Source organism: Rhizobium sp. 21-4511-3d (genome assembly GCF_053522545.1).
Genome location: NZ_JBNWCF010000013.1, coordinates 111,464 through 132,752, shown reverse-complemented (window position 1 = coordinate 132,752; position 21,289 = coordinate 111,464). Strand labels below are relative to the sequence as shown.

The following is a 21,289-nucleotide window of genomic DNA, read 5'->3' as shown; positions in this document are numbered from 1 at the left end:
AGGCTAGGCAGGGATTTGCATCCGGGGCGCATTTGGCGCCAGAGCTTGCATTTTCGGAAAAACGGGCCTATATGCCACTCAAATTCTTGATCGTACGATGAAGAGTGGGCCGCAAGGACCCGCTCTTTTTTATTAGCTCGATCATGCAAAATGCTTTGAAATTTGCGAGGAGCGCACCGCTTGTCGGACCAGACAAACGTAGAAAACGAACTTGAGCCGCGGCTGATTACAGAGACCGGGCTTGACCAGCGCCTTGCCGACATCATCGAGCCTGTGCTTGTCGGCATGGGCTTCCGCCTGATCCGCGTCCGCATGCTGAACCAGAACGGCGCGACGCTGCAGATCATGGCAGAGAAGAACGATGGCACCATGACCGTCGAGGATTGCGAAGAGGTCTCCACGGCCGTTTCGCCGGTCCTCGATGTGGAAGATCCGATCGATCGGGAGTATCATCTCGAAGTGTCGTCTGCCGGTATCGACCGCCCTCTGGTGCGCAAGTCGGATTTCGTCCGCTGGCAGGGACATCTTGTGAAGTGCGAAACGTCGATCATGATCGGCAACCGCAAGCGGTTCCGCGGCAAGATTCTGGAATCGAATGCAGATGGCTTCACGCTCGAGCGTGACCAGGTTGCTTATGGCGAAGAGCAGAAGGTGGAAATCCCCTTCACGGCCCTTTCCGACGCCAAGCTTATCCTGACCGACGATCTGATCCGCGACGCCCTTCGCGCCGATAAGGCTGCGAAGGCGGAAGCCGCGAACCAGAACGACGCGGAAGACCAAGAATAACCGATCAACTACAGGCTCCAGGGACGGGAACCCGGAAGGCCAAGACGGAGAGATAAAACAATGGCAGTCAGTGCGAACCGGCTCGAGCTTCTGCAGATCGCAGATGCAGTGGCGCGCGAAAAAGTCATCGACCGCGAAATCGTGCTGGCCGCAATGGCCGACGCGATCCAGAAGGCGGCTCGCTCCCGTTACGGTTCGGAATCGAACATCCGCGCCGACATCAACCCGAAGACCGGCGAAATCCGTCTGCAACGTCTGCTCGAAGTCGTCGAGAAGGCTGAAGACTATTCCACGCAGATCCCGCTGGAACTCGCCCGTGACCGCAACCCCGATGCAGCTCTTGGCGATTTCATCGCCGATCCGCTGCCGCCGATGGATTTCGGCCGTATCGCTGCCCAGTCTGCGAAGCAGGTCATCGTCCAGAAGGTTCGCGAAGCCGAGCGTGACCGCCAGTTCGACGAGTTCAAGGACCGCGTCGGCGAAATCGTCAACGGTACCGTCAAGCGCGTCGAATACGGCAACGTCATCGTCGACCTCGGCCGTGGCGAAGGCATTATCCGTCGCGACGAAATGATCCCGCGCGAAAACGTCCGCTATGGCGATCGCGTCCGCGCATACGTATATGACGTCCGTCGCGAACAGCGCGGCCCGCAGATCTTCCTGTCGCGCACGCATCCGCAGTTCATGGTGAAGCTCTTCACCATGGAAGTTCCGGAAATCTACGACGGCATCATCCAAGTTCGCTCGGTTGCCCGTGATCCGGGTTCGCGCGCCAAGATCGCCGTTATCTCGAACGATAGCTCGATCGATCCGGTCGGCGCCTGCGTCGGTATGCGCGGTTCGCGCGTTCAGGCCGTCGTCGGCGAACTCCAGGGCGAAAAGATCGACATCATTCCGTGGTCGCAGGACCCGGCGACCTTCGTGGTCAACGCCCTGCAGCCGGCTGAAGTCGCCAAGGTCGTTCTCGACGAAGATGCAGAGCGCATCGAAGTCGTCGTTCCCGACGAGCAGCTGTCGCTCGCCATCGGCCGCCGCGGTCAGAACGTTCGTCTGGCCTCGCAGCTGACTGGCTGGGACATCGACATCATGACGGAAGCCGAAGAGTCGGAGCGCCGTCAGAAGGAATTCAACGAGCGCACCAACCTGTTCATGGATGCTCTCGACGTTGACGAAATGGTCGGTCAGGTCCTGGCTTCCGAAGGCTTCGCAGCCGTTGAAGAGCTGGCCTATGTGGATCTCGACGAAATCGCCTCGATCGACGGTTTCGACGAAGACACCGCGCAGGAAATTCAGACCCGCGCCCGCGAATATCTCGAAAAGCTCGAAGCCGAGATGGACGAGAAGCGCAAGGCGCTCGGCGTTACCGACGAGCTGCGCCAGATCAACGGCATCACCGCCCAGATGATGGTCGCTCTCGGCGAAGACGGCATCAAGACGGTCGAGGACTTCGCCGGTTGCGCAGCAGACGATCTCGTCGGCTGGACCGAGCGCAAAAACGGCGAAACCAAGAAGTTCGAGGGTCTCTTCTCGAAGTTCGATGTTTCGCGCGTCGAAGCTGAACAGATGGTCGTTCAGGCCCGCCTGCTGGCTGGCTGGATCACCGAGGAAGACCTTGCGAAGGAAGCCGAAGCCGTTGAGGCCGATGCTGCCGAGCAGGACGCATAATGACCGCGCAGCCGGACACTTCTCCTGAGGATGATGATCTTGCAGGTTACGACGTGAACGGCCGCATGTGCATCGTGACGCGCGAAAGCGGATCGCCGGATGAGCTGATCCGCTTCGTGGCCGCTCCCGATGGCTCCATCATTCCGGACCTGAAGCGTCAGCTTCCGGGCCGGGGATGCTGGGTGAAGATCGACCGTTCGCTGGTCGACAAGGCGGTGGCGAAGAAGACCTTCGCCCGCGCTTTGAAGGCCGACGTGAAGGCTGCCGATGATCTCGGCGAAACCGTCGACCGGCTGCTGGCACAGCAGCTGATGCAGATGATGAATATGGCCCGCAAGGCCGGTCAGTTCATCACCGGCGCCTCGAAAGTGGATGCTGCGATCCGCGCTGGCGCGGCGATCGCGGTCTTCCATTCGACCGGAGCGGCCGATGATGGCGTGCGAAAGATAGACCAGGCTCGCAAGGCCTGGCACCTCGGAATGGAAACCGAGGAAGAAATACCTTCCTTCCGTCTCTTCTCGGAGAGCGAAATGGAAGGGGTGATGGGCCAGAATGCTTTTATCCATGCCGCAGTGCTTGCAGGGCAGGCAGGTGAGGGTGTAGTGAAGCGCGCAAAGATGCTCGAGCAGTACCGCAATGGCGGTCAGTCGCGAGCGCCGGGCAGCGCTGGCCGGCAAAAACAATGATACGGGCGACCGGCATCTGCCGGCCCATCATTGATCGACTTATGTGATTGACAGGGTCTGATGACGTCATCGATCCCTGTCCGAAGGAACGGGATCGAATGACCGATAGCAATGACGACAAGACACTTGGTGCAACGGGCAAAAAGACGCTGACCCTGAAACCGTCGGGGATAAGCCAGGGCACCGTGCGCCAGGATATGGGTCGCGGTCGCACCAAAGCGGTCGTCGTCGAGACCCGCAAGCGGCGCCCGATGCGCCCTGAAGATGAACGCCCGGTCGCACCTGCTCCGGCAGCGCCGCGCGCAGCCGAGCCTGCGCCCGCTCCTGTTCAGGCTCGTCCGCAGCCGCAGGCACCGGCACCACGTATCCAACAGCCCAGCTCTTCGCAGCAGGCTCCTCGCCAGCAGGACCGTCCGCGTCCGGTGGTGCTGAACCATCTGTCGCCGGAAGAAATGGATGCGCGCCGTCGCGCTCTTGCCATGGCGCAGGTTCGCGAAGCTGAAGACGCGGCTCGCCGTGTCGAGGAAGAGAAGCGCCGCGCTGTCGAAGAAGCCGCCCGGCAGGCCGCTGAAGCTGAAGAAGCTGCGCGCCGCGCGGCTGAAGAAGCTGCCCGTCCGCCGGCACCTCCGGTCGTTGAAGCCCCGGCACCGGCTCCGGCTGCAGAGCCTGTTCAGGCCCGTGCGGCTCAGCCGTCGGCACCTGCTGCCCGCCGCCCCGATGCCGCACCGGCACCTGGCGCTGCGCGTCCCGGATCTGCAGCTGCTCCGGCCGCCGCCCGTGGCCGCCGCGAAGGCGAGGAAGATGATCGCGGCGGCGCTGCGCGCGGTGCTCCGGCACGCGGCCGTGTTGTCCGCCCGGAACCGGCAAAGCCCGTCACCACCCGTCCGAAGGGCGAGGAAGACCGCCGTCGCGGCAAGCTGACGATCGGCACTGCCGGCGTTGACGACGAAGGTGCGCGCGGCCGCTCGATGGCAGCTACCCGCCGCCGTCAGGAAAAGTTCCGCCGCAGCCAGATGCAGGAAACCCGCGAAAAGGTCATTCGCGAAGTCATCCTGCCTGAAACCATCACCATTCAGGAACTGTCGCAGCGCATGTCTGAACGCGCCGTCGACGTCATCAAGTACCTGATGAAGGAAGGCCAGATGATGAAGCCGGGCGACGTCATCGACGCCGACCTCGCAGAACTCATCGCCAGCGAATTCGGCCACACCGTCAAGCGCGTCTCGGAATCCGACGTCGAAGAAGGTATCTTCGACAAGGCCGACGATGCCGGTGAAATGGTTTCGCGTCCGCCGGTCGTCACCATCATGGGTCACGTCGACCACGGCAAGACCTCGCTGCTCGACGCCATCCGTCAGGCAAACGTCGTCTCCGGCGAAGCCGGTGGTATCACCCAGCATATCGGTGCCTATCAGGTCGAACAGAACGGCCAGAAAATCACCTTCATCGACACCCCCGGCCACGCCGCGTTTACGGCCATGCGTGCCCGCGGTGCGCAGGCGACGGATATCGCGATCCTGGTGGTCGCAGCCGACGACAGCGTGATGCCGCAGACGATCGAGTCCATCAACCACGCCAAGGCGGCTGGTGTTCCGATCATCGTGGCGATCAACAAGATCGACAAGCACGAAGCCAAGCCGGACCGCGTCCGTCAGCAGCTTCTGCAGCACGAAGTCTTCGTGGAATCGCTCGGCGGTGAAGTGCTCGACGTCGAAGTCTCGGCCAAGAACAAGACGAACCTCGACAAGCTGCTCGAAGCCGTCCTGCTGCAGGCCGAAATCCTCGACCTCAAGGCCGACCCGACCCGTACCGCCGAAGGCACCGTCATCGAAGCTCAGCTCGACCGTGGCCGCGGTGCGGTTGCGACCGTTCTCGTCCAGAAGGGCACGCTGAAGCCGGGCCAGATCATCGTTGCCGGCGATCAGTGGGGCCGCGTTCGCGCGCTCGTCACCGATAAGGGCGACCACGTCAAGGAAGCCGGTCCGGCGACTCCGGTCGAAGTTCTCGGTCTTTCCGGCACGCCGGCTGCAGGCGACAAGTTTGCCGTCGTCGAAAACGAAGCCCGTGCTCGCGAAATCTCCGAGTACCGCCAGCGTCTGGCGCGCGACAAGGCCGCTGCCCGCCAGTCCGGCCAGCGCGGTTCGCTCGAACAGATGATGAGCAAGCTGCAGAACACCGGCTACAAGGAATTCCCGCTGGTCATCAAGGGTGACGTGCAGGGTTCTATCGAGGCCATCATCGGCGCCCTGGACAAGCTCGGTACCGACGAAGTGCGTGCCCGCATCGTTCATTCGGGCGCCGGCGCCATCACCGAGTCGGATATCTCGCTTGCCGAGTCCTCCGATGCGGCGATCATCGGCTTCAACGTTCGTGCCAATGCACAGGCACGTACCGCTGCCGAGCGTGGCGGCATCGAGATCCGCTACTACAACATCATCTACGATCTGGTGGATGACGTGAAGGCGGCGATGTCGGGCCTGCTGTCGCCGGAACGTCGCGAGACCTTCCTCGGCAATGCCGAAATCCTCGAGGTGTTCAACATCACCAAGACCGGCAAGGTCGCGGGGTGCCGCGTCACGGAAGGCAAGGTCGAGCGTGGTGCAGGCGTACGCCTCATCCGCGACAACGTTGTAATCCACGAAGGCAAGCTCAAGACGCTCAAGCGCTTCAAGGACGAAGTATCGGAAGTTCCGGTCGGTCAGGAATGCGGTATGGCCTTCGAGAACTACGAAGACATCCGCGCCGGCGATGTTATCGAGTGCTTCCGCGTCGAGCATATCACCCGCTCGCTCTGATCGCGCGGACCTGTATCATGGACGGGCGCCGGATCACGTAAGGCCGGCGCCCGAACCTTTTGAGGCAAAGAAAAATGGCAACAAGACCGACAACCTCCGCTCCTTCCCAGCGTATGCTGCGCGTCGGCGAGCAGGTGCGCGCTGCGATCACGCAGGTGCTGCAGCGCGGCGAAGTCCGCGACGACGTGATCGAAAAGACCGTGATCTCCATCTCCGAAGTGCGCATGTCGCCGGATCTCAAGATCGCGACCGCCTTCGTGACGCCGCTCGGCGTCTCCGATCATGACAAGGTGATCGCGGCGCTGAACAAGAATGCGAAATACATCCGCGGCCGCCTCGGCAATCAGCTGCGCCAGATGAAATACATGCCGGAAGTCCGCTTCCGCGACGATACGAGCTTCGACAATTACAAGAAGATCGATGAGCTCCTGCGCTCTCCGGAGGTCAGCCGCGACCTCGATGACGACGCTGACGCCTGATAACAGAAGAAGACATGTCCAAACCACGTAAACCCAAGGGCCGCCCGGTTTCCGGCTGGCTGATCCTCGACAAGCCGGTGGACTTTGGCTCCACGGAAGCCGTCTCCAAGATCAAGTGGCTGTTCAAGGCGCAGAAATGCGGCCATGCCGGTACGCTCGATCCGCTCGCCTCCGGCATGCTGCCGATCGCGCTTGGCGACGCCACCAAGACCGTTCCCTATGTCATGGATGGCCGCAAGATCTACGAATTCACCGTCACCTGGGGCGAAGAGCGCGCCACCGACGATCTCGAGGGTGACGTCACCCAGAGCTCGGACAAGCGTCCGTCGGAAGAACAGATTCGCGCCCTGCTGCCGGGGTACACCGGCGTCATCAATCAGGTCCCGCCGCAGTTTTCGGCGATCAAGATTGCCGGCGAGCGCGCCTATGACCTCGCCCGTGAGGGGGAGGCCGTCGAGATCCCGTCGCGCGAAGTCGAGATCTTCCGCCTGACACTGCTCTCCTGCCCGGATGCCAGCACCGCGCATTTCGAAGTCGAATGCGGCAAGGGCACCTATGTCCGCGCTCTCGCTCGCGACTTTGGCCGCGAACTCGGTTGCTACGGCCATATCTCGGGTCTCCGCCGCACCTTCGTCGCTCCCTTCGCCGAAGACAGCATGATCCCGCTTGCCGATCTCGTTGCTCTCGAAGCGATCGAGGATCAGGACGAGCGTCTGGCCGCCCTCGACGCGCTGCTTATCGACACCAGCGAGGCGCTTTCCGCGCTGCCGCATCTCATCGTCAACGACGATCAGGCGCACCGCCTGAAAATGGGCAATCCGATCCTGGTGCGCGGCCGCGATGCGCCGATCACCGAGAGCGAAGCCTATGCGACGGCACGTGGCAAGCTGATCGCCATCGGCGAGATCGGCCAGGGCGAATTCCGCCCGAAGCGCGTCTTCGGCTGAGGCCGCAGGAGCCTTGAGGAGGCGTGCCAGTCATGCCTCTTCCCTTCGCTGTCTGAATGGTTTATAGGCAGCGCCAGCATCAGGCAGGCCTGAATGCAATTCGCGGCCAAAGCTGGACGACATCCCGGCTTTTGGCGACCTTATCTCCTCTCATTGAAAGGAACATCCGATGTCGATTACTGCTGAGCGCAAGACCGCCCTGATCAAGGAATACGCAACGTTTGAAGGCGACACCGGTTCTCCGGAAGTCCAGGTTGCTATCCTGACCGAGCGGATCAACAACCTCACGGAACACTTCAAGGGCCACAAGAAGGACAATCACTCCCGCCGTGGCCTGCTGACGATGGTTTCGAGCCGCCGTTCGCTTCTCGACTACCTCAAGAAGAAGAACGAAGGCCGTTACACCAAGCTGATCACCAGCCTGGGTATCCGTCGCTAATGTTTTCCGGCGGGCTCTTCGGACGCCCGCCGGTTGCTTATTCGGGGCTTGGTGCCCCACAGACTGACCGCCTCGTTTGATATCTCGCGCGGCGGAACTGAGGCAGACCCGGATGGGCCGGTTTTGCCAAAACAACCGTTGACCTGTCATGGGGCAGGATTGCCGGATGCTTTCCGGCCAAGGTACCGAAGCCTTGGCCCGGCTTTCTCGAAAGCCGCTGCCGCAAAGCCTCCCGTTGTCTTGCCCATGATGCGTCACATAATTGCGGTCGATCGCGCGCTATGCCTTGAAAGGGTCGTGGCGCCTGTTCCCGCATTGAAGGACAAGACATATGTTCGATACCCATAGCGTGGAAATCGAGTGGGCAGGCCGCCCGCTGAAGCTCGAAACCGGCAAGATCGCCCGTCAGGCTGACGGCGCCGTTCTCGCCACCTACGGCGAAACCGTCGTTCTCGCGACCGTCGTTTCCGCCAAGGCTCCGAAGCCCGGCCAGGATTTCTTCCCGCTCACCGTCAATTACCAGGAAAAGACCTACGCAGCCGGCAAGATCCCCGGCGGCTACTTCAAGCGCGAGGGACGTCCGTCGGAAAACGAAACTCTCGTTTCCCGCCTGATCGACCGCCCGATCCGCCCGCTCTTCCCGGAAGGCTACAAGAACGACACGCAGGTCGTCGTCACGGTCATCCAGCATGACCTCGAAAACAACCCGGACATCCTGTCGATGGTTGCAACCTCCGCAGCCCTGACGCTCTCCGGCGTTCCCTTCATGGGCCCGGTCGGCGGCGCTCGCGTCGGCTACATCAACGGTGAATACATCCTCAACCCGCATCTCGACGAGATGGACGAGTCGGTTCTCGACCTCGTCGTTGCCGGTACGCATGACGCCGTTCTGATGGTTGAATCCGAAGCCAAGGAACTCAACGAAGAAATCATGCTCGGCGCCGTCATGTTCGGCCACAAGGGCTTCCAGCCGGTTCTCGACGCGATCATCAAGCTTGCCGAAGTGGCTGCCAAGGAACCGCGCGACTTCCAGCCGGAAGACTATTCCGAACTCGAAGGCGAAATGCTGAAGCATTTCGAAGCCGAACTCCGCACCGCCTACAAGAACACGCAGAAGGCTGAACGCTACGCTGCCGTCGACGCCGTCAAGGCGAAGGTCAAGGCACACTTCCTGCCGGAAGAAGGCGAAGCCAAGTACACGGCTGAAGAAGTCGGCGCGATCTTCAAGCACCTGCAGGCCAAGATCGTTCGCTGGAACATCCTCGACACCAAGAGCCGCATCGACGGCCGCGATCTCGAAACCGTTCGCCCGATCGTTTCCGAAGTCGGCCTCCTGCCGCGCACCCACGGTTCTGCTCTCTTCACCCGGGGTGAAACGCAGGCGATCGTCGTTGCCACGCTCGGCACCGGCGAAGACGAACAGTATGTCGACAGCCTGACGGGCATGTACAAGGAGCGCTTCCTGCTCCATTACAACTTCCCGCCCTACTCTGTTGGCGAAACCGGCCGCATGGGCTCCCCGGGCCGCCGCGAAATCGGTCACGGCAAGCTCGCATGGCGCGCTATCCGCCCGATGCTGCCGTCGGCTGAACAGTTCCCCTACACGCTGCGCGTTGTCTCCGAAATCACCGAGTCGAACGGCTCGTCTTCGATGGCAACCGTTTGCGGCACCTCGCTGGCGCTCATGGACGCAGGCGTTCCGCTTGCCAAGCCGGTTGCTGGTATCGCCATGGGCCTGATCCTCGAAGGTGACCGCTTCGCCGTTCTCTCCGACATCCTCGGCGACGAAGACCACCTCGGCGACATGGACTTCAAGGTTGCCGGTACCGCTGACGGCATCACCTCGCTGCAGATGGACATCAAGATCGCCGGTATCACCGAAGAGATCATGAAGGTCGCTCTCGGCCAGGCACAGGGCGGTCGCGCTCACATTCTCGGCGAAATGGCCAAGGCCATCACCGAGAGCCGCGGCCAGCTTGGCGAGTTCGCTCCGCGCATCGAAGTCATGAACATCCCGGTCGACAAGATCCGTGAAGTCATCGGCTCCGGCGGCAAGGTCATCCGCGAAATCGTTGAAAAGACCGGCGCCAAGATCAACATCGAAGACGACGGCACGGTCAAGATCGCCTCGTCCTCCGGCAAGGAAATCGAAGCGGCCCGCAAGTGGATTCACTCGATCGTTGCTGAGCCGGAAATCGGCGTCATCTACGAAGGCACGGTCGTCAAGACCGCCGACTTCGGCGCATTCGTCAACTTCTTCGGCGCCCGTGACGGCCTCGTCCACATCTCGCAGCTCGCTTCCGAGCGCGTTGCCAAGACCCAGGACGTTGTCAAGGAAGGCCAGAAGGTTTGGGTCAAGCTCCTCGGCTTCGACGAGCGCGGCAAGGTCCGCCTGTCGATGAAGGTTGTCGATCAGGCGACCGGCCAGGAAATCCCGGCTGACAAGAAGAAGGAAGAAGCAGCCGAGTAAGCTGCGCCTTTCCAGGACTTCATGGGCGCGGGACTGTTTCCGCGCCCTTTTTGTATTCAAAGACGAGATGAGCCCATGAGCCGCGAAACGCTGAAAACCCTGTTCCACCCCTTTGCCAGCGGCACTGTCGATGCGCCGGGCGAGGGGCAGCGTGTGCTGTTTCTCGGCGCCGAGGCAGGCTTCGCGCTGCCGGAGGGCTTTGCGGCCTCGCTGAGCGCCGTACAGGGCTTCCGCCCGCTGTTCCGGCAGCTACAGGCGCAGCGCATCGAAACCACGCCTGAGATCGACGGTGAGGACTACGATGCGGCTCTGGTTCTCTGCACCAAGCACAGGGGCGAGAACGAGGCGAATATCGCCGCCGCGCTCTCCCGCGTGAAGGCGGGTGGCTTGATCGTCATCGCCGGCGGTAAGGAAGACGGTATCCAGCCGTTGCGCAAGCGCATGGATGGCTTTGGCTTCGATATCGAGCACATGCCGAAATATCACGGCGTCGCCTTCTGGTTCATCCGGCCGGCTGATGTCAGCGAAGCTGTCGCTAAATTCGCCAAGGCATCGGTGCGTGTCGACGGCCGGTTCATTGCCGCCCCCGGCATGTTCTCGCATGATCGCATCGACGACGGCTCGGAACTGCTCGCCTCGCGCCTTCCGACCGATTTCACCGGCGACGCAGCCGATTTCGGCGCCGGCTGGGGTTATCTCTCGGTCGAACTGATGGAGAAGTCGCCGCGCCTCGAGCGCATCGATCTCTACGAGGCCAACTATGCGTCGCTGGAAGCCGCCAAGGACAATCTGGCAGAGAACTTCCCGAAGGCGCCCGCTCGCTTCTTCTGGCACGATCTGGCGGCTGAGCCGGTCAAGGACAAGTACGACCTCATCATCATGAACCCGCCCTTCCATGAAGGCCACGCCGCTGAGCCCTCGCTCGGCCAGGCGATGATCAAGACTGCAGCCTCGGCGCTACGCGGCGGCGGCCGCCTCATGCTCGTCGCCAACCGCGGCCTACCTTACGAGCCGGTTCTGGCGGCAAGCTTCCGCGAAAGCGGCGAAACCTGCCGCAACGCCCGCTTCAAGGTTCTCTGGGCGAAAAAGTAAGCGCTAAGCCGCTTCGATTTCCTTGCGGGCTGCGCTCGCAAGGAAGGCCGACCGGGTCAGGCCCCGCTCTTTGGCAGCGGCGTCGATCGCATCGAGCATACCCTTCTCAAAAGTCACGTTCGCACGCACGATCCGCGTTTCGTCCTCGATGAACGGTACACGTGTGAGAAATGCGCCCGCTGCCAACTGTTCGCGAACATCGGCGCTGCTGCTGATGGTTTCGAAGGATGACGGCACGGGAAGTACCTCATCTTCGGCCCAGAGCCGCAGGGCTTCGATGGCATTCGCCGTCAGGTCGTCTTCCATATCCGCAGCTGAAAAGACGGATGGCAGATCGGGAAAGCTGATCCCGAAAGCGCTGTCTTCGTCCTTGTGAACGAGAGCGATGAAGTATTTCATCGATTGCTCCTCATACCCATCCGGCCTGCTTGGCGATTGCGTGCGCCGTGCCCGCGGGCAAATCTTTCTTCGGATGCGGGACGATGATTGTGCGGTCGCCCTTGCGGAATTTATGGTGAGATCCCTTCACGGAGACGAGCTCGAAACCCTCGCGCTTTAGTCGCGAAATGATCTTCTGACTGTTTCGCTCCATCGGTCTCCCATCCCTTCGTCAATATACGCTGCCGGAGTAGAAACGACAAGGCCGTGCGCATTATGATGCGCACGGCCTTGTAAAGCTTGATGGCTGTTCGATGCTATTCGACGTCTGCAGTCCGCAGCGCGTCCAGCGTCGGCATCGAGGTGATGTTGAAGCCTGCGTCGACGAAGTGGATTTCGCCGGTAACGCCGGCCGACATGTCGGAGAGCAGGTAGAGCGCCGAATTGCCAACATGGTCGATGCTGACGGTCTTGCGCAGCGGTGCGTTGCGCTGGTTCCACGAGAGGATCGCGCGGGCGTCGGAGATGCCGGCGCCTGCGAGCGTGCGGATCGGGCCGGCGGAGATCGCGTTGACGCGGATGCCCTTCGGGCCGTAATCGGCCGCCAGATAGCGCACGGAGGCTTCCAGAGCGGCCTTCGCAACGCCCATGACGTTGTAGTTCGGGATCACGCGCGTCGAGCCGTTATAAGTCAGCGTCAGCATCGAGCCGCCGTCGCTCATCAGCGGTGCGCAGCGCTTGGCGATCTCGGTGAAGGAGAAACAGGAGATCACCATCGTGCGGCTGAAGTTCTCGCGGGTGGTGTCTGCGTAGAGGCCCTTCAGCTCGTTCTTGTCGGAAAAGCCGATGGCGTGAACGATGAAATCGAGCTTGCCCCAGCGTTCCTTGATCGACTCGACGAGAGCATCGACCGAAGCGACGTCCTCGACATCGCAGGGCAGGACGAAGTCGGAGCCGACTTCAGCTGCAAGCGGCTTCACGCGCTTGCCGAGCGCCTCGCCCTGAAAGGTGAAGGCGAGCTCGGCGCCCTGGGCGGCCAGCGCCTTCGAAATGCCCCAGGCGATAGAATGGTTGTTTGCGACGCCCATGATGAGGCCGCGCTTACCCTGCATGAATCCCGTCATGGTATTATCCGTTGTAGCGCTGGAAGACGAGCGTAGCGTTCGTGCCGCCGAAGCCGAAGGAGTTGGAAAGGGCAATGTCGATCTTGGCATCGTCGATGCGCTTGCGAACGATCGGCACGCCGTCGAACTCGGGGTCGAGTTCCTTGATATGGGCGCTTTCGCCGATGAAGCCCGCCTGCATCATCAGCAGCGAGTAGATCGATTCCTGAACGCCGGCCGCGCCGAGCGAGTGGCCGGTCAGCGACTTGGTCGACTGGATGTGCGGGATCTTGTCGCCGAAGACTTCGCGGATCGCGCCGATTTCCTTGCTGTCGCCAACGGGCGTCGAAGTACCGTGCGTGTTGACGTAGTCGACGCTGCCCTTCACGGTCGCGAGTGCCTGGCGCATGCAGCGGATGGCGCCTTCGCCCGACGGAGCGACCATGTCGTAACCATCGGAAGTCGCGCCGTAGCCGACGATTTCGGCGTAGATCTTCGCGCCGCGTGCCTTGGCATGCTCGAGCTCTTCGAGAACGAGAACACCGGCGCCGCCAGCGATGACGAAGCCGTCGCGGCTGACGTCATAAGCGCGCGAGGCGGTATCGGGCGTATCGTTATACTTGGAGGACATCGCGCCCATGGCGTCGAAGAGGTTCGACATCGTCCAGTCGAGATCTTCGTGGCCGCCGGCGAACATGATGTCCTGCTTGCCCCACTGGATCATTTCAGCGGCATTGCCAATGCAGTGTGCAGAGGTCGAGCAGGCCGACGAGATTGAGTAGTTGACGCCGTGGATCTTGAACCAGGTGGCGAGCGTTGCCGAAGCCGTAGACGACATCGCCTTCGGCACGGCAAACGGGCCGATGCGCTTCGGGCTGTTGTTCTTGATGGTGATGTCGGCCGCTTCGATCAGCGTGCGGGTGGACGGGCCACCGGAGCCCATGATGATACCGGTGCGCTCGTTGCCGCCGATGTCGGACTCTTCGAGGCCGGAATCGGCGATCGCCTGCTTCATGGCGACGTGGTTCCACATGCCGCCCTGCGACAGGAAGCGGGCTGCACGGCGGTCGACGAGGTCGGTCACGTCGATCTTCGGCGAACCCCAGACCTGGCACTTGAAGCCGTGCTCGGCGAAATCGTTGGAAAACGAGATACCGGACTTGGCTTCGCGCAACGACGCGGTGACTTCCTGCGCATCATTTCCGATTGAGGAAACGATACCCAGACCCGTGACAACAACCCGTCTCATGTCGATGACCTCTTCTAAAATGTCTTTGTATTTGGAGCGATCGTGACCGCGGTTCAGGCTTTGGACAGACCGACGCGCAAGTCGGTTGCCTGGTAGATGACTTCCCCGTCAGCCTTCAGCCAGCCGTCGGCAGTGCCGAGAACCAGGCGGCCGCGCATGACGCGCTTGAAGTCGATGCCGTATTCGAGGAGCTTCGTCTCCGGGCGAACCATGCCCTTGAACTTCACTTCGCCTGTCGACAGCGCCATGCCGCGGCCGGGCTCGCCGAGCCAGCCGAGGAAGAAGCCCGTCAGCTGCCACATGCCGTCGAGGCCGAGGCAGCCCGGCATGATCGGATTTCCCTGGAAGTGGCAGGGGAAATACCAATCGTCGGGCTTAACGTCGTACTCGGCGCGAATGTAACCCTTGTCGAACGCTCCGCCGGTTTCGGAGATGTCGGTAATGCGATGGACCATCAGCATCGGCGGCAGGGGAAGCTGTGCGTTGCCGGGGCCGAACAGTTCGCCGCGGCCGCAGGACAGGATTTCCTCATAGTTGAAGCTGGATTGTCTCGTCGTCATGAAAAGTCTGTGTCCCCCGCAACGTGCTGATGGAGTGAGTGTTTAGTCCAAGTTCTTCGGAAAATGAAGCATAAGCATGGCTGCCTCTCATTCCGCGCCGGACCGGCGATCTGCCTTATTTGGTGGTCGCATACAGGAAGGCCAAGGCCGCGGCCAGAGCTAAATGCGTCAAAGGCCGGATTTTAGGGCATTTCCGCCCCTATTGTCCCCATTGAAACTATTGAAAGGCTTTTGCGCAAAAGTTATATGGCTTAGGAAACCTGATTACTTGACGCTAGAATTAACCGGAGTTCCTCCTTGATGGCGCCAGAAGCCCCGATTAGCATCGAAGCACGACTGCGCAGTGCCGGCCTTCGTCCGACCCGCCAGCGCGTTGCCCTCGGGGATCTTCTGTTTGCCAAGGGCGACCGGCACCTGACGGTCGAGGAACTGCACGAGGAAGCCGTCACCGCCGGCGTGCCTGTGTCGCTGGCGACCGTCTACAACACGCTGCACCAGTTCACCGAGGCCGGGATGATCCGCGTTCTCGCCGTGGAAAGCGCGAAGACCTATTTCGACACCAACGTCTCCGATCACCATCACTTCTTCGTCGAGGGTGAAAACGACGTGCTCGATATCCCGGTTAGCAATCTGACGATCGGCAATCTGCCGGAGCCGCCCGAAGGCATGGAAATCGCCCATGTCGACGTGGTGATCCGTCTGCGCCCGAGGAACCGCTAAATCTTACATCACATCGTCGGGGTGACGGCCGGGCCTGTGCTTGTAGGTCGGGAACGTCCATCCGAACCACAGCGCGCCGCCGCGGATCGCGAAGGCTGCCGCTGCGCCGAGCGCTGACGCGGCATAGAGAGGCACGCCGAGCTCCGTTGCGCCTGTAAAGACGCCGGCGCCAGTCAGCGCCGCGGTGATATAGATTTCCGGCCGCAGCAGGACCGAAGGCTCGTTCGCCATGAGATCGCGCAGCACGCCGCCGAAGGTCGCGGTCAGCGTTCCCGTCACGACGGCGATGGTGGGGGAGCCGGTGGCCGCGAGTCCCTTCGCCGCGCCCATGACGCAATAGGCCGACAGGCCGATGGCATCGAGCCAGATCAGCAGCCGGTAGCGCGATTCCACCAGGTGCGCGGTAAAGAACACGACGACGCCGGTAATGCAGCAGATGACGATATAGGCCGGGTTCAAGACCCAGAAGACCGGAACGCGGCCGAGCACGATATCGCGCACGGTGCCGCCGCCAATACCCGTCACCGTCGCGAAGAACAGGAAGCCGATGAGGTCGAGCTGCTTGCGCGATGCCGCAAGCGCGCCGGTCGCCGCGAAAAGCGCAATGCCGGCATAATCGAGATAGGCGAGCAGCGACATTTGAGGGTCCCAAGGCGGCAGAGATCGTCGGGCGACTGAATCACGGCGGCAAGGGCGGCGCAAGGCGCGGCGTAGAGAATGCGCCGCTGTCAGTGTCCTTATCCGCCAAAAAGAGGAAAGCCGTGAAAGCGCTTCTCATCGCCCTCAATCTCGCAGCGCTGCTCGTGGTGCCGGTTGCCGCCTTCGCCCAGCAGTCCCTGATCTCCGATCCGGAGATCTACGAGAAGAAGCATTTCACCGAGCAATGCACCAAGGCGGAGTTCGGCGAGGGCTACGTGACCCGCCAGGACATCAATAATGATGGCCTCATTGACGCTGTCGTCAACGAGGGCGAGCTCACTTGCGACGGCGAAAAGGGACCGCAGTGCAACGATGACGGCTGCCCCTATAACTTCTATCTGCAGGTGGCCGAGGGCGGCTATTTCATGATCGCCACGGCGCAAATCTACGGCTACGACTTCGTCCAGCGCTTCGGCAATATGGTTCTGGCCATGAAGATGCATCCGCGCTTCTGCGATCGCACGGAGGGTGACCCCTGCATCGTCACGGCCCGCGTCCGCGGCACCAAGTTCGTCACCATCTCCAAGAAATAGCGATTACTTCGGATAGAGCTCCGAGGTGCGCCCTGCCAGATAGTAGCCGACCAGGCCGAACCATTCGCGCACGGCCGTCGCAGTGTTCTGGGCGTTGAGGCTCGGCTGGGTGAAATCCAGCCCGAGATGGACCTCCCCATCGGTGCGGAAATCGGTCGGCCACGGCACCACGTCGATCCCGAGTTTGCGGAAGATGCCGACTGAGCGCGGCATGTGATAGCCCGAGGTGATCAGCAGGCAGTTCGACAGGCCGTTCGTGGCGAGCAGGTCCTTGGTATTGGTGGCATTCTCGAAGGTCGTCCGCGAGGTGGTCTCCTCGACCAGCCGCTCCGATGCCACGCCGAAGAGCGGGAAGAAACGCGCCGAGGCAGCCGCGTCGCCCTCATAATGGCCCGATATCGAGCCATCGCCGCCGGAAATCAGGATCCGTGACTGCGGAAACTTCTGAGCCAGCCGCAGCGTCTCGATGAAGCGGTCGGCAGCGGCATTGAATTCGATGCCGTGACGGGCGGTGTTCACCTCGTTCTCGAAAGCGCCGCCGAGCACGATCATGCATTGAAGGCTATCGGGATCCTGCGCCGGTTTGGGGAAACGGTTCTCCAGCCCCTGCAGCAGATAGTTGCCCGCCGTCGTGTAAAGCGTCACGAACAGCACGGCAGCGCCAAGCCCGGAGAGCACGAGCGCGCTCTTGCACAGCCGGAAGGCCAGCGCAAGGAAGCCGAGAACGGTCAGGAAGAACGCGAGGGACAGCGGCTGGCCGAAGACCCAGACAAGCTTGGAAAAGAGAAACACGAAAACGCTCCCAATATCGAATTGGGCGGCATCCTATGCGATTCGGTTGTCGAGGAAATGTTGCGCTACGGGCGCAGGCCGGATGCGGTGGATCGTCATCAGATGATGGCAGGGATCAACGGCGAAGCGTCATCGAAGGAGATGAAATGGATTCCCATTCAATCGATTAGTGAAAGGGAGGTGCGATCATCCGCAGCTGGTTTTCAGTTTCGGCGACCGCGCGTTCAATCCAGTAAAGAATTTCGGGCTGGTGATTAATATTTAAGCGCAGCGCCGAGAGTCCATCAAGTATCGTGGAAAGGTTTCGCTGCGTTTCATCGGCTGCGATGTTCGGCGGCGCTTCAGGCAATTCAATATCGAATTTCATTGCAGTGATCGTGCCTCCATTGGGCGGCGGATTCTTTTTGTTCCCGGCGGGAATTACCTGTCCTTACGCAGCCATCTGTCAATTGGATCAGCCCGCAAATTGTGGCCTATCCCCCTTTGTATTCCGCTTGGCTTGCAGATAGTTTGAGCACCGACTCATCTCCTGAAAGCCACTGCGGACATGTCTGCACTCGAGAACTTTGCCGAAAATCTCCGGCGGCTGTGCCTCGCAAAGGCGGGCAGCATCAGCGCTGCCGCGCGCGGCATGGAAATTGGCCGCTCGCAGATCGAATCCTATCTTCAGGCTCGCCGGGCGCCTGGGCGTGCCTCGGTCAAGAAAATCTGTCAGTACCTCGGCGTCACCGAGGAGGAAATGTATCAACGGCCGATCTCGGTCGACCTCGATCATGGCCGCCCGTCGGCGCAGCGCGTGCTGTCGGCCGCCCGTGACGCGCTGGAGCCGCTGCTCTTCGCGGATCCTGCTGCCGGTATCGCTCCGGGCCTATACCATGCCTATATGACGATCCCGAGTACGCCGGACAGCCTGCTCTGCGCCGTCATCGTCATTGCCAAGCAGGGCAATGCCACCACGTTTCGCCGCCTCACAAACCGGGCGGTGAAGAAGGGCGAATATTGGTCCCGCTTCACCGGCGATCACAAGGGCATCGTCGTCGAGCGCCTGAACTGCCTGTCATTCGCTGCCGCAAACCAGATAGGCACCCAGGAACCGACCCTGATGCGGCTCCGATGGCTGCCTTTCTCCGAAAAGCTGCTCGGCGGCCATTCGATGATCTTCACGCCAGCCGGTCCATCCTTCAGCGCCGTCGTCATGGTGCCGCTCAACAGCAGGATCAACCTGCGCACCGCGCTCCGCCTCGCAAAGGTCTACCGCACCACCGATGATGCGGTGCCCCGCATCGTCAGGGATATGATCGTCCAACAGCGCGCCGACTTCATCTCCGCAGTCACGCGCGACCTCAGTTAGTTCAGCGACAACCCCATATCGTGGGTGGCCGCCGCCGGCTCGACGCTGACGCGGTGTGCCTCGATGAGTGCCATCGACAGAAGATAGGTCAGCATCGGCTGCTTCGCGCTCCTGCTCTGCGCGATCAGAGTGTTCAGCATGTCGATGGTGTATCCACCGACGGCATCATCCAAAGTCAGCTCTTCTTTGGCTTGTGCAGTCTTTTTAAGGCCCATTCTGCTTCTCCGGCGGTCCTACCGAATTATTCTCATGACTATGATTGTCATAGTTCGCATTTTTGGGCTACACATTTCTATGTAAACGCAAAAATAACGGATTTAATTCAGAAATTTCCTGTTTTTGACTTCAATTGAAGCAATGCATCACTCTGATGTATCAAAACAATATTTCCGTATTAATTGAATATTTCTGGTTGCTGTTTCATCCTCCAGCCGCGATCAAGGGGATCGCTCCTACAACCGTGGAGATGGATCATGCAGAACAAGACGAAGCCGAACCTCAAGGTAACGCCGGTCAAGGCCAAGCCGACCTTTGTCAGCCGCGGCATGATGTTCCGTATTGATTAAGTTCATAAGCGCCTGCTGCGGGCTCCGCGGCGGGCGCACGTGATTCGAATGCGCTACCGCTCCTCACGCACTCTCGTCTTTCACAACGACGGCGACGCCTTCGTCGCCTGCAACTTCCTCACCAAGGCTGTGTTCGAATGCAGCCCTGATCTCCTGGAGTTCCTTCGCACCCTCGACGACTGGAGCGCGACCGTTGCGATCCGCGATCTGGCGCCGGGTTACAGTGAAGAGGAACTGACCGAGACGCTCGCCTCGCTGGTCGAGATGTCGGCTCTCGTCGAAGAGAATTCGGCGTTGCATGCGCGCGAAGACGCTTTTACCCGGAACTGGAAATGGGGCGTGCCGGCTGCTCTCCTGCACTTCTGCGTCCAGGATCCCGACTATATGTCGCTCAACGAGGCCGAGGACTTGCAGCGCTCGACGCTGGCGGCGGAGGGCGAGATCGAACTCTACAGCCTGAATTCCGGCCGCAAGGACGTCATCCAGCTGCCTCCGGCGCTGAACGGCAATGCGTTGCTGCAGCTGATGTCGCGCCGCCGCACGCAGCGAAAGGGCCTGGCGAAGCCGATTTCGGTCAGTGAGCTCTCCGAAGCACTCTTCGCCGGCCTCGGCATCACCGGCAAGGCGCGCAACGCCGTGGTCGAACTGCCGCTGTCGATGACCCCGTCAGGCGGCGCCCGCAATCCCTATGAAGCCTATGTCTTCGCCCGCAACGTCGAAGGGCTGGAGCCGGGCATCTATCACTATTCGGCGCTGGAACATTCCCTGGCGCGCGTCTCGGATGAGACGCCCGAGTTCTCAACCCTAGTCGGCGGCCAGGAATGGGCCGATACCATGCCCTGCATGATCGTGCTCGTCGCCCATATGGACCGCACCATGTGGAAATACGAGGATGCCAATGCCTACAGGGTGGTGATGATCGAGGCGGGACACATCGGCCAGAACATCATGCTCGCGGCAACCGCGCATGGCCTGACCGCCTGTCCCACGGCCGCACTCAGCCATAGCGCGATCTGCAAATTGCTCGAAATTGGCAATCCCGCCCATGCGCCGGTCTACGCCCTTACTCTGGGTTGGCCTGACGCAACGTAAAGACCAAAAAAAGTCGGTTGAATTTTGCAACTCGCGGGTTGCGATATTTAAAATACCCGGCATATTATGGTGAGCAATTCGTTTCTAAATGAGGGAACGCTCACGTGCCAGATCCAGTCGATATCCTAGTCGGTCGCAATGTAAGACAGTTGCGCGCCCGGCGCCGCGTTTCCCAGCTCGAACTGGGGGAAGCCCTCGGGCTGACCTTCCAGCAGATCCAGAAATATGAGAAGGGGACGAACCGCGTCTCCGCCAGCAAGCTGCACCAGATCGCGCAGTTTCTCGGCGTGGAAATCTCCGCTCTGTTCGAAGGTGCCGAGACCAATCAGCCCGAGAAGATCGAGCTGAGCCCGGAAGCCTACGAACTCGCCCTGCATTACGACAAGCTTCACTCGCCGGCAGGCAAGGAAGCGGTCAAGACCATCCTGACTTTGATGAGCAACGAGACGGCGGCTTGATCCGCCCCGCAAACCGGCGTTGCCAGGGCCACTTCGCTTCCCGGTAAATTTTGCCCGCCCTCGTGGCGGGCTTTCTTTTTGTCAGTGCAGTTCGCGCTCGTGCAGCGCCGTCAGCAGCTCGTCCTGCGTATGATGGCCGGCGTGATAGAGGTCGATAGCGATGCTGGCGATCGACAGGCCCTGCTGGCTGCGAAGCTTGATGTTTCGCTCTGCGCACCAGGAGTAAAGCGCGCCGGCGAGGACATCGACATCATCCGCCGGATTGGACATGGAAAGTGCTGCGGTCATGTGAAGTGCCCTTTGGTTTGTTCTCCAATTCCGTGCTGAAGAGTGAAGTGATTTAGAGAAGTTGCAAGTCCGTTTCAGGGCCTGCGTTAACGCCGGACATATGGGCATTTCGCAGCGTCTCAAAACGGCACGGAAAGACCA

24 protein-coding genes are annotated in these 21,289 nt (G+C 61.0%); 14 read left to right on the top strand and 10 right to left on the bottom strand.

Translation table 11 applies throughout. The features are described from left to right. Positions 1–180 precede the first annotated feature (180 nt). From rimP to ACQZ5H_RS25320, 9 genes are all read left to right on the top strand, one after another. Complete coding sequence (gene rimP / locus ACQZ5H_RS25360) at positions 181–786, top strand: ribosome maturation factor RimP (RefSeq protein ID WP_112714212.1); 606 nt, start codon at positions 181–183, stop codon at positions 784–786. Between the two features lie 60 nt (positions 787–846). Then, positions 847–2,451 carry a transcription termination factor NusA gene (gene nusA / locus ACQZ5H_RS25355; protein WP_112714210.1) on the top strand — a complete coding sequence of 535 codons (1,605 nt, stop codon included), beginning with the start codon at positions 847–849 and terminating at the stop codon, positions 2,449–2,451. Next, positions 2,451–3,137 (top strand): RNA-binding protein, encoded by a 687-nt coding sequence (locus ACQZ5H_RS25350; protein WP_210341259.1) that lies wholly within the window; start codon positions 2,451–2,453, stop codon positions 3,135–3,137. The genes nusA and ACQZ5H_RS25350 overlap by 1 nt, the downstream gene beginning before the upstream one ends. 98 nt (positions 3,138–3,235) lie before the next feature. After that, positions 3,236–5,932: a translation initiation factor IF-2 gene (gene infB / locus ACQZ5H_RS25345; RefSeq protein WP_449099291.1), complete on the top strand. Its 2,697-nt coding sequence runs from the start codon at positions 3,236–3,238 to the stop codon at positions 5,930–5,932. 74 nt (positions 5,933–6,006) lie between these two features. Further along, entirely contained in the window at positions 6,007–6,411 is a 405-nt protein-coding gene (gene rbfA / locus ACQZ5H_RS25340) for a 30S ribosome-binding factor RbfA (protein ID WP_112714204.1), read from the top strand. Between the two features lie 14 nt (positions 6,412–6,425). Further along, the gene (gene truB / locus ACQZ5H_RS25335) at positions 6,426–7,358 is read left to right on the top strand and encodes a tRNA pseudouridine(55) synthase TruB (RefSeq protein ID WP_413710693.1); all 933 of its coding nucleotides are present in this window, start codon (positions 6,426–6,428) and stop codon (positions 7,356–7,358) included. 169 nt (positions 7,359–7,527) lie between these two features. Next, positions 7,528–7,797 carry a 30S ribosomal protein S15 gene (gene rpsO, locus ACQZ5H_RS25330; RefSeq protein ID WP_026283114.1) on the top strand — a complete coding sequence of 90 codons (270 nt, stop codon included), beginning with the start codon at positions 7,528–7,530 and terminating at the stop codon, positions 7,795–7,797. Between the two features lie 331 nt (positions 7,798–8,128). Further along, positions 8,129–10,267: a polyribonucleotide nucleotidyltransferase gene (gene pnp, locus ACQZ5H_RS25325; RefSeq protein ID WP_130279387.1), complete on the top strand. Its 2,139-nt coding sequence runs from the start codon at positions 8,129–8,131 to the stop codon at positions 10,265–10,267. A 75-nt stretch (positions 10,268–10,342) separates the two neighbouring features. Further along, positions 10,343–11,359: a methyltransferase gene (locus tag ACQZ5H_RS25320; protein WP_449099290.1), complete on the top strand. Its 1,017-nt coding sequence runs from the start codon at positions 10,343–10,345 to the stop codon at positions 11,357–11,359. A gap of 3 nt (positions 11,360–11,362) precedes the next feature. Here ACQZ5H_RS25320 and ACQZ5H_RS25315 read toward each other — a convergent pair whose 3' ends face one another. The 5 genes from ACQZ5H_RS25315 to fabA all read right to left on the bottom strand — a co-directional run bounded on the left by ACQZ5H_RS25315 (position 11,363) and on the right by fabA (position 14,649). Further along, positions 11,363–11,758 carry a type II toxin-antitoxin system HicB family antitoxin gene (locus tag ACQZ5H_RS25315; protein WP_449099289.1) on the bottom strand — a complete coding sequence of 132 codons (396 nt, stop codon included), beginning with the start codon at positions 11,756–11,758 and terminating at the stop codon, positions 11,363–11,365. 10 nt (positions 11,759–11,768) lie between these two features. After that, complete coding sequence (locus tag ACQZ5H_RS25310; protein WP_449099288.1) at positions 11,769–11,951, bottom strand: type II toxin-antitoxin system HicA family toxin; 183 nt, start codon at positions 11,949–11,951, stop codon at positions 11,769–11,771. Between the two features lie 103 nt (positions 11,952–12,054). Continuing rightward, the gene (fabI, locus tag ACQZ5H_RS25305) at positions 12,055–12,861 is read right to left on the bottom strand and encodes an enoyl-ACP reductase FabI (protein ID WP_203429834.1); all 807 of its coding nucleotides are present in this window, start codon (positions 12,859–12,861) and stop codon (positions 12,055–12,057) included. Positions 12,862–12,865: 4 nt separating this feature from the next. Beyond that, positions 12,866–14,089 carry a beta-ketoacyl-ACP synthase I gene (gene fabB, locus ACQZ5H_RS25300; RefSeq protein WP_112714194.1) on the bottom strand — a complete coding sequence of 408 codons (1,224 nt, stop codon included), beginning with the start codon at positions 14,087–14,089 and terminating at the stop codon, positions 12,866–12,868. A 53-nt stretch (positions 14,090–14,142) separates the two neighbouring features. Beyond that, positions 14,143–14,649 carry a 3-hydroxyacyl-[acyl-carrier-protein] dehydratase FabA gene (gene fabA, locus ACQZ5H_RS25295; protein WP_203429833.1) on the bottom strand — a complete coding sequence of 169 codons (507 nt, stop codon included), beginning with the start codon at positions 14,647–14,649 and terminating at the stop codon, positions 14,143–14,145. A gap of 300 nt (positions 14,650–14,949) precedes the next feature. On the opposite strand from fabA, the gene irrA reads away from it, so the two are divergent. Further along, positions 14,950–15,369, top strand: coding sequence for an iron response transcriptional regulator IrrA (gene irrA, locus ACQZ5H_RS25290; protein ID WP_449099287.1), 420 nt, complete (start codon positions 14,950–14,952; stop codon positions 15,367–15,369). 3 nt (positions 15,370–15,372) lie between these two features. Here the strand turns inward: irrA and ACQZ5H_RS25285 are convergent, their stop codons facing one another. After that, a complete protein-coding gene (locus tag ACQZ5H_RS25285; protein WP_449099286.1) occupies positions 15,373–16,008 on the bottom strand; it encodes a trimeric intracellular cation channel family protein in 636 nt (211 codons plus the stop codon). Positions 16,009–16,130: 122 nt separating this feature from the next. On the opposite strand from ACQZ5H_RS25285, the gene ACQZ5H_RS25280 reads away from it, so the two are divergent. Continuing rightward, positions 16,131–16,601, top strand: a complete 471-nt coding sequence (locus tag ACQZ5H_RS25280) for a hypothetical protein (RefSeq protein WP_112714188.1) — start codon at positions 16,131–16,133, stop codon at positions 16,599–16,601. A gap of 3 nt (positions 16,602–16,604) precedes the next feature. Here the strand turns inward: ACQZ5H_RS25280 and ACQZ5H_RS25275 are convergent, their stop codons facing one another. Together ACQZ5H_RS25275 and ACQZ5H_RS25270 are read right to left on the bottom strand one after the other, a co-directional pair. Continuing rightward, a complete protein-coding gene (locus ACQZ5H_RS25275; protein WP_449099285.1) occupies positions 16,605–17,393 on the bottom strand; it encodes a YdcF family protein in 789 nt (262 codons plus the stop codon). Positions 17,394–17,559: 166 nt separating this feature from the next. Continuing rightward, positions 17,560–17,760 carry a hypothetical protein gene (locus tag ACQZ5H_RS25270; protein ID WP_130279381.1) on the bottom strand — a complete coding sequence of 67 codons (201 nt, stop codon included), beginning with the start codon at positions 17,758–17,760 and terminating at the stop codon, positions 17,560–17,562. Positions 17,761–17,940: 180 nt separating this feature from the next. On the opposite strand from ACQZ5H_RS25270, the gene ACQZ5H_RS25265 reads away from it, so the two are divergent. Then, positions 17,941–18,744 carry a helix-turn-helix domain-containing protein gene (locus tag ACQZ5H_RS25265; RefSeq protein WP_112714182.1) on the top strand — a complete coding sequence of 268 codons (804 nt, stop codon included), beginning with the start codon at positions 17,941–17,943 and terminating at the stop codon, positions 18,742–18,744. Here ACQZ5H_RS25265 and ACQZ5H_RS25260 read toward each other — a convergent pair. Continuing rightward, the gene (locus ACQZ5H_RS25260; protein WP_112714180.1) at positions 18,741–18,959 is read right to left on the bottom strand and encodes a hypothetical protein; all 219 of its coding nucleotides are present in this window, start codon (positions 18,957–18,959) and stop codon (positions 18,741–18,743) included. The genes ACQZ5H_RS25265 and ACQZ5H_RS25260 overlap by 4 nt on opposite strands. A gap of 399 nt (positions 18,960–19,358) precedes the next feature. Here ACQZ5H_RS25260 and ACQZ5H_RS25255 point away from each other — a divergent pair, with 399 nt between their 5' ends. After that, a complete protein-coding gene (locus ACQZ5H_RS25255; RefSeq protein WP_449099284.1) occupies positions 19,359–20,402 on the top strand; it encodes a SagB/ThcOx family dehydrogenase in 1,044 nt (347 codons plus the stop codon). Positions 20,403–20,506: 104 nt separating this feature from the next. Continuing rightward, positions 20,507–20,860, top strand: a complete 354-nt coding sequence (locus ACQZ5H_RS25250) for a helix-turn-helix domain-containing protein (RefSeq protein WP_112714176.1) — start codon at positions 20,507–20,509, stop codon at positions 20,858–20,860. 81 nt (positions 20,861–20,941) lie between these two features. Here the strand turns inward: ACQZ5H_RS25250 and ACQZ5H_RS25245 are convergent, their stop codons facing one another. Further along, positions 20,942–21,148, bottom strand: coding sequence for a hypothetical protein (locus ACQZ5H_RS25245; RefSeq protein WP_112714174.1), 207 nt, complete (start codon positions 21,146–21,148; stop codon positions 20,942–20,944). Positions 21,149–21,289: the final 141 nt, after the last annotated feature.

What these genes read in the sequence shown, in the direction of transcription:
- nusA (WP_112714210.1), top strand. Translation starts at nt 847, where the DNA reads ATGGCAGTCAGTGCGAACCGGCTCGAGCTTCTGCAGATCGCAGATGCA.
- ACQZ5H_RS25350 (WP_210341259.1), top strand. Translation starts at nt 2,451, where the DNA reads ATGACCGCGCAGCCGGACACTTCTCCTGAGGATGATGATCTTGCAGGT.
- infB (WP_449099291.1), top strand. Translation starts at nt 3,236, where the DNA reads ATGACCGATAGCAATGACGACAAGACACTTGGTGCAACGGGCAAAAAG.
- rbfA (WP_112714204.1), top strand. Translation starts at nt 6,007, where the DNA reads ATGGCAACAAGACCGACAACCTCCGCTCCTTCCCAGCGTATGCTGCGC.
- truB (WP_413710693.1), top strand. Translation starts at nt 6,426, where the DNA reads ATGTCCAAACCACGTAAACCCAAGGGCCGCCCGGTTTCCGGCTGGCTG.
- rpsO (WP_026283114.1), top strand. Translation starts at nt 7,528, where the DNA reads ATGTCGATTACTGCTGAGCGCAAGACCGCCCTGATCAAGGAATACGCA.
- pnp (WP_130279387.1), top strand. Translation starts at nt 8,129, where the DNA reads ATGTTCGATACCCATAGCGTGGAAATCGAGTGGGCAGGCCGCCCGCTG.
- ACQZ5H_RS25320 (WP_449099290.1), top strand. Translation starts at nt 10,343, where the DNA reads ATGAGCCGCGAAACGCTGAAAACCCTGTTCCACCCCTTTGCCAGCGGC.
- ACQZ5H_RS25315 (WP_449099289.1), bottom strand. Translation starts at nt 11,758, where the DNA reads ATGAAATACTTCATCGCTCTCGTTCACAAGGACGAAGACAGCGCTTTC.
- ACQZ5H_RS25310 (WP_449099288.1), bottom strand. Translation starts at nt 11,951, where the DNA reads ATGGAGCGAAACAGTCAGAAGATCATTTCGCGACTAAAGCGCGAGGGT.
- fabI (WP_203429834.1), bottom strand. Translation starts at nt 12,861, where the DNA reads ATGACGGGATTCATGCAGGGTAAGCGCGGCCTCATCATGGGCGTCGCA.
- fabB (WP_112714194.1), bottom strand. Translation starts at nt 14,089, where the DNA reads ATGAGACGGGTTGTTGTCACGGGTCTGGGTATCGTTTCCTCAATCGGA.
- fabA (WP_203429833.1), bottom strand. Translation starts at nt 14,649, where the DNA reads ATGACGACGAGACAATCCAGCTTCAACTATGAGGAAATCCTGTCCTGC.
- irrA (WP_449099287.1), top strand. Translation starts at nt 14,950, where the DNA reads ATGGCGCCAGAAGCCCCGATTAGCATCGAAGCACGACTGCGCAGTGCC.
- ACQZ5H_RS25285 (WP_449099286.1), bottom strand. Translation starts at nt 16,008, where the DNA reads ATGTCGCTGCTCGCCTATCTCGATTATGCCGGCATTGCGCTTTTCGCG.
- ACQZ5H_RS25270 (WP_130279381.1), bottom strand. Translation starts at nt 17,760, where the DNA reads ATGAAATTCGATATTGAATTGCCTGAAGCGCCGCCGAACATCGCAGCC.
- ACQZ5H_RS25265 (WP_112714182.1), top strand. Translation starts at nt 17,941, where the DNA reads ATGTCTGCACTCGAGAACTTTGCCGAAAATCTCCGGCGGCTGTGCCTC.
- ACQZ5H_RS25260 (WP_112714180.1), bottom strand. Translation starts at nt 18,959, where the DNA reads ATGGGCCTTAAAAAGACTGCACAAGCCAAAGAAGAGCTGACTTTGGAT.
- ACQZ5H_RS25255 (WP_449099284.1), top strand. Translation starts at nt 19,359, where the DNA reads ATGCGCTACCGCTCCTCACGCACTCTCGTCTTTCACAACGACGGCGAC.
- ACQZ5H_RS25245 (WP_112714174.1), bottom strand. Translation starts at nt 21,148, where the DNA reads ATGACCGCAGCACTTTCCATGTCCAATCCGGCGGATGATGTCGATGTC.